The 7169-nt window shown below is 69.8% G+C and carries 1 protein-coding gene and 1 pseudogene; both read left to right on the top strand.

Going from position 1 to position 7169, the window contains the following annotated elements; translation table 11 throughout:
• Positions 1–8: 8 nt before the first annotated feature.
• A pseudogene (locus ACIPLC_RS37905) lies at positions 9–5978 on the top strand (beta-ketoacyl synthase N-terminal-like domain-containing protein); the annotation flags it as partial.
• A gap of 31 nt (positions 5979–6009) precedes the next feature.
• Positions 6010–7169 (top strand): beta-ketoacyl synthase N-terminal-like domain-containing protein (locus ACIPLC_RS37900; RefSeq protein WP_400477617.1); only part of this gene is annotated, 1160 nt, incomplete at its 3' end.

The following is a 7169-nucleotide window of genomic DNA, read 5'->3' as shown; positions in this document are numbered from 1 at the left end:
TGGAGCGGGTGTTGCGGCCCAAGGTGGACGCGGCTTGGAACCTGCATCGTCTGACGCGCGACCACGACCTCGCAGCCTTCGTCATGTACTCCTCCTCGGCCGGAGTGCTGGGTTCGCCGGGGCAGGCTAACTATGCTGCGGCCAACACCTTCCTGGACGCGCTCGCGCGGTACCGCAGCACGCGGGGACTGCCCGGCCTGTCACTGGCATGGGGGCTGTGGTCGCAGGCCAGCGAGATCACCAGCGGGCTCAGCGAGGACGACCGTGGCCGCATTGCCGCCAGCGGCTTCTCCCAACTGTCCACCGAGGACGGACTCGCCCTGTTCGACCTCGCGCCACGGGTGGCCGAGCCGATGCTCGTTGCGGCCAGGCCGGACCAGGCAGAACTGCGGTCCCGCGAGGAGGTCGATCCGCTGCTGCGCGGCCTGGTTGGCGGAACCGCTCGCCGGTCGGCTGCCGCGACCTCCGGTGGGAGCGGGTCCCTGGCCGACCGGCTGCGTCCGCTCGGTGAGGCGGACCGCACCCGGCTGCTGACCGACCTGGTCTGCACCGGCATCGCCACGATCCTCGGCTACGAGTCGGCGTCCAGAGTGAACGTGAACGTGGCGTTCCGGGAGCTCGGGTTCGACTCGTTGACCGCAGTGGAGTTCCGCAACCGGCTCAACAAGGAGACCGGACTGCGGCTGCCCGCGACCATGGCGTTCGACTACCCGACACCGACCGCGCTGGTCGAACACCTGCTGGCGAGCTTGTCCGGCGAAGCCGGACCGGTCACCGCGCCGCCGGTGCCGGTCCCGATGTCCTCCTCGGACGACCCGATAGTCATCGTCGGTATGGCCTGCCGCTACCCGGGCGGGGTCTCCTCGCCAGAGGAGTTGTGGGAATTGGTCAGCTCCGGCCGGGACGGTGTGTCCGGGTTCCCGGTGAATCGGGGTTGGGGCCTCGAGGGCGCGGACTACGCACTCCAAGGTGGGTTTCTCCACAACGCGGCCGAGTTCGATGCGGACTTCTTCGGTATCTCCCCGCGCGAGGCACTGGGGATGGACCCGCAGCAGCGGCTGCTGCTGGAGACGTCCTGGGAGGCTATGGAGAACGCCGGCATCGATCCCCGGTCGCTGCGGGGGAGCTCCACAGGGGTCTTTGCCGGCGTGGTCTACCACGACTACCCGGCCGACAGCAGCACCGGCGGGTTCGCCAGCGTGGCCTCGGGCCGGGTGTCCTACGTGTTCGGCTTCGAGGGTCCCGCGGTCAGCGTGGACACGGCGTGCTCGTCGTCGCTGGTGGCGTTGCACTTGGCTGCTCAGGCGCTGCGCTCCGGCGAGTGCTCACTCGCATTGGCCGGTGGCATCACGGTCATGTCCACGCCTGAGGCGTTCGAAAGTTTCAGCCGTCAGGGCGGCCTTGCCTCGGATGGCCGGTGCAAGTCGTTCGCGGCTGCTGCCGATGGCACCGGTTGGGGCGAGGGCGTGGGCATGCTGCTGGTGGAGCGGCTGTCCGATGCCCGCCGCAACGGCCACCCGATCCTGGCGACGGTGTGCGGCAGCGCGATCAACCAGGACGGTGCGTCCAACGGCTTGACCGCACCGAACGGCCCCTCCCAGCAGCGGGTGATCCGGCAGGCTCTGGCCAACGCCTTCCTGACCGCCGCCCAGGTGGACGTGGTGGAGGCCCACGGCACTGGAACGACGTTGGGTGATCCGATCGAGGCGCAGGCCCTATTGGCGACTTATGGTCAGGACCGCTCTGATGACCGGCCGCTGTGGCTGGGGTCGATCAAGTCGAACATCGGCCACGCACAGGCGGCGGCCGGTGTGGCGGGCGTGATCAAGATGGTCATGGCGATGCGGCACGGGGTGCTGCCCATGACGCTGCACGTGGATGAGCCGAGTCCGCAGGTGGACTGGTCGGCTGGTGCGGTGGAGCTGCTCACCGAGGCGCGGGGGTGGCCGGAGACGGGGCGTCCGCGTCGTGCGGGTGTGTCGTCGTTCGGACTCAGTGGTACGAACGCCCACGTCATCATCGAGGAGCCGCCGTACACCGAGGCCGCCGAACCGCTCGTGCCGGTGTCGTTGGCGCCCCGCACCGTGTCATTGGTGCTCTCGGGCAAGACCGCGACGGCTTTGCAGTCGCAGGCTGGGCGGCTGCTTGCCCTGGTCGATCGGCACGACATCTCGCCTGTGGACATCGGCTATTCACTGGTGACCTCGCGTTCGGTGTTCGAGCACCGAGCTGTGGTGGTGGGCAAGGACCGCGAGTCGCTGCGTGCTGGCTTGGCGGCCGTGGCCGCTGAGCAGCCCGGCTCCGGAGTCATCCGGGGCGTGGCGCGCAACTACGGTCGCACCGGTTTTCTGTTCACCGGCCAGGGTGCACAGCGACTGGGGATGGGCGCTGAACTGGCGCAGGCATTCCCGGTGTTCGCTGCGGCGCTGGACGAGGTGTGCGGCGAGCTGGACCACCGGCTGCCGAAGCCGGTCCGCGAAGTGATGTTCGGCTCCGACACCGCGTTGCTGGATCAGACGGGCTACACCCAGGCGGCGGTCTTCGCCGTCGAGGTCGCGTTGTTCCGCCTGCTCGAATCGTGGGGCGTGCGTCCGGACTACCTGGCCGGGCACTCCATCGGCGAGCTGGTGGCGGCGCACGTGGCTGGCGTGCTGTCCCTGCCCGACGCGGCCCAACTGGTGGCGGCCAGGGGTCGGTTGATGCAGGCGTTGCCGGTCGGCGGTGCGATGGCGGCGGTGCGCGCCGCCGAGGCGGAGGTGACCGAACTCCTCGTCGACGGTGTCGGGATCGCTGCGGTCAACGGACCCGAGGCCGTGGTGATTTCGGGGCGGGCAGACGCGGTCGCGCGGGTGGCCGAGGAACTTGCCAGCCGAGGCCGGAAGACAACACCACTGCGTGTCTCGCATGCGTTCCACTCCGCGCTGATGGAACCGATGCTCCGGGAGTTCGAACATGTCGCCGCCCGGCTGTCCTACGCGCGGCCCGGCATCCCCGTGGTGTCCACCCTGACGGGTGCGCTGGTCACCGACGAGTTGGCCGACCCCGGCTACTGGGTCCGTCAGGTCCGTGAGCCGGTGCGGTTCCACACCGCCGTACACACGCTGGTTGGCGAAGGCGTAACGACCTTCCTCGAACTGGGGCCGGACGCCGTACTCTCGGCCATGGGCGGTGAATGCGTGCCCGACGCGGTGTTCGTACCACTGCTGCGCCGAGACCAGGGCGAGGAAGTGGAACTGGTTACTGCGCTCGGTCAGGCGCACACCCAGGGTGTGCCGATTGACTGGCCGGCGCTCTATGCCGACACCGACGCCCAGCGCGTCGACCTGCCCACCTACCCGTTCCAGCGGCAGAACTACTGGCCGCGGCCGGTCGCGCCGACAGGCGACGTGACCGCAGTGGGCCTCGGACCGGTTGGGCACCCCCTGCTGGGCGCGGTGGTGGACACTCCGGATTCGGACGTGGTGATGCTCACCGGGCGGGTGTCGACCTCGGAGCACTCTTGGCTCGGCGACTTGTTCGGCGTCACCGTCCTGCCCAGCGCGGCGCTGCTGGACGTCGCACTGCGGGCCGCAGCGGCGAACGGTTCGGCCTCGGTGCGCGAGCTGACCGTGCACACCCCGCTAGTGGTGCCAGCAACTGATGGCCTGGCGCTGCGCGTCGTCATTGCCGCCGATCCCGACGGGACGCGCACGATCGGCGTGTACTCCCGGACCGGCGACGACCAGGCCTGGACCCGCCACGCGGCCGGCGAGCTGTCCCCGCAGGCTGTGGCCTTCGTGCCCGCGCCGTGGCCGCCGGCGGCCACGGCGGTCGACGTTGCCTCACTCGCCGAGGAACTGCGCAACCGGGGCGTCCAGGTGGGACCTGTGGAGTTCGTCTCGCTGTGGCACACGGACACGGAGGTATTCGCCGAAGTGTCCCTCGCCGAGCAGGTCGACACGACCGGGTTCGCACTTCACCCGGCGCTGCTGGAGGCGGTACTGCACGCCTATCCGGTCGTCACCGGCGACGACCGGACCCTCATGGCCACGCGGATGTCCGGAGCGGGTACGCTCTCGCCCGGGGCGGGCCGGGTCCGGGTCCGGCTGGCGGCCGACGGTGACGGTGTACGGGTCGAAGTCAGCGACACTGCCGGGGTCCCTCTGCTGTCGGTTGACTCCGTGTCGCTCGAACCGGTTACTGAGGAACTGCTCGACGCTGCCGGCGGCCGCCGCGATTGCTTGCTGCGGCTCGACTGGACCCGCCTCGGCCCGGCGACCGCCTCGGCGGAACCGCCTGCGTTCGAGGACGTCATGGCGCACGGCGGTTCGGTGCCGCCGGTGGTACTGCTTCGTACGGCCACCGGGATCGACGACATCCACTCCGGGCTCCACAAGCACACCCACTGGGTGCTGGCAGCCCTCCAAAGCTGGCTGGCCGACCAGCGGTGCGCCACGTCGACCCTCGTTGTGGCCACCCGCCGTGGCGTGAGTGTCGCCGGTGAGTCCGTCGACCCGGCACAGGCCGCAGTGTGGGGCTTGGTGCGAGCCGCCACCGAGGAGAACCCGGGCCGGTTCGTCCTCGTCGACAGCACGGCCGACACGGGGGAGCACTTCGCAACCGCGGTCGCGACGGGCGAGTCCGAACTCGCTCTTCGCCATGGAACTCTCCTGGTGCCACGCCTGGCCATGCTGTCACCGGCCGTGGCCGAGGCGCCGTGGGACACGGACGGCACGGTGCTGATCGCGGGCGGGACCACTGGCGCCGGGGCGGAGATCGCCCAGCACCTGGTGACCGCACACGGCATCCGCCACCTGGAGCTGATCGGCAGCGACGGTGACGTCACCGGGCTCGCCGAGCTTGGCGCCACGGTCGTGGTGCATGACATCGACCTGGCCGACCGCGAAGCCCTCGCCACGGTGATCGCCGCGATTCCGGCAGACCGGCCGCTGCGGGGCGTGGTGCACGCCGTGACGGCGGTGGACAACGCGGTGTTCGACAAGCTCACACCCGAACAGCTCGACGGCGTGCTGCGGGCCACGGCGGCACCCGCCTGGCACCTGCACGAGCTGACCGAGGACCGGGACCTCAGTGCCTTCGTGCTGGTGTCCTCGTCGGCCGCGCTGGCCTTTGGGGGCGGTCAGGGCAACCACGCCGCCGCCAATGCCTTCCTCGAGGCGCTGGCGGTGCGACGTCGGGCAGCGGGCCTGCCTGCCCAGGCGATCGTGTTCGGCCCGTGGACACCCAACGCCGCCACGTTCGCGGCGAGCGAGGCCGAATACCAGGAACGGACCAGCCGGACCGGACTGCGCCTGCTGTCCACTGAAGACGGCCTCGCCGCCTTTGACGCGGCGTTCGCGACCGGTGTGGTGACCGCCGTGGCGCTGCGGGTCGATCCGCCGATCGTGCGGCAGGGATATGTTCCGGCCGTGCTGCGGGCCCTGGTGCCGGTCCGGGCCGACGGTGGTGCCAACGGCGTACCGCTGGCCCGACGGTTGGACGGGCTCGGTGCGGCCGAACGCGAAGCCGTGTTGCTGGACCTGGTGTGCGCGCACGTGGCGGCGATCCTCGGCCACACCGGTCCGGGGGCGGTTGAACCGGACCGGGCCTTTTCCGAACTCGGATTCGATTCCTTGGCCGGGGTGCACCTGCGCCAGCACCTGTCCGCTGCGATCGGCCTGTCGTTGGCTGCGACCCTCGCCTTCGACTACCCAACCGCGGGCGCGGTCGCCAAGCACATCGGCGAGCTTCTGGCCGAGGACGCGGGAGACGGGTCGCGGGAACTGCTGGCCGTGGTCAATCAGTTGGAAGCCGCGCTGACCGCGGCGACCGACCTCGGTAGCGGCCGGGGCAAGATCACCGACCGGCTGACCGCTCTGCTGCGCAAGTGGCGGGCGGCCGACAGCGGAGACGCCGAGGACGAGTTGGGCGAGGACTTCGCCTCCGCTACCGATGACGAGCTTTTCGAAGCACTCGACAACGAACTGGGTACGGCATGAGCCGAGCCCGCGCCGAGATTGGTTGAGCTGTATGGCCAACGACGACAAGATTCGCGATTACCTCAAGCGAGCTACGGCGGATCTCAAGCAGACCCGCCGCCGGCTGCGCGAGCTTGAGGCACGGGACAGTGAACCCATCGCGATCATTGCCATGAGCTGTCGCTTTCCCGGCGGCGTGCACACGCCTGACCAGCTGTGGGAGCTGGTTGCCGAGGGACGTGACACGATCTCCCCGTTCCCGGCCAACAGGGGCTGGGCCGAGGACGTCTACGACCCCGAGCCTGGTCGGCAGGGCCGGAGTTACGTGCGCGAGGGCGGCTTCCTTCACGACGCGGACGAGTTCGATGCGGAGTTCTTCAAGATCAGCCCGCGCGAGGCGCAGGAGATAGACCCGCAGCAGAGGTTGCTGCTGGAGACCTCCTGGGAAGCCATAGAGCGGGCCGGCATAGACCCGGTGTCGCTGAAGGGCAGCCAGACCGGCGTGTTCGCCGGAGTCGTCTACCACGACTACGACGTCGGCGGCGATGTCGGCGGGCTGGGCAGCGTCGCCACCGGACGTGTGGCCTACAGTCTTGGGCTTGAGGGGCCGGCGGTGACCGTGGACACCGCCTGCTCGTCCTCTCTGGTGGCGTTGCACTGGGCGATCCAGGCGCTGCGCTCGGGTGAGTGCACCCTCGCGCTGGCCGGCGGCTCGACCGTGATGGCCACCCCCCAGGCGTTCATCGGTTTCAGTGGACAGCGTGGTCTTGCCTCGGATGGTCGGTGCAAGTCGTTCGCGGCTGCTGCGGACGGCGTGGGCTGGGGTGAGGGTGTTGGCATGCTGGTGGTGGAGCGGCTGTCGGACGCTCGCCGCAACGGGCATCGGGTGTTGGCGGTGGTCGCGGGTACGGCGGTGAACCAGGATGGTGCGTCGAACGGGTTGACCGCGCCGAATGGTCCGGCGCAGCAGCGGGTGATCCGGCAGGCTCTGGCCAATGCCGGTCTGTCGGGTGCGGATGTCGATGTCGTGGAGGCCCATGGGACGGGCACGACGTTGGGTGATCCGATCGAGGCGCAGGCGTTGCTGGCGACTTATGGTCAGGAGCGGCTCGACGGACGCCCGTTGTGGTTGGGGTCGTTGAAGTCGAACATCGGCCACACGCAGGCGGCGGCGGGTGTCGGTGGGATCATCAAGATGGTCATGGCGATGCG

Source organism: Kitasatospora sp. NPDC086801, from assembly GCF_044745805.1.
Lineage (GTDB): Bacteria > Actinomycetota > Actinomycetes > Streptomycetales > Streptomycetaceae > Kitasatospora.
The sequence above is the reverse complement of the archived record's forward strand: the minus strand, read 5'-3'. Positions and strand labels throughout refer to the sequence as shown.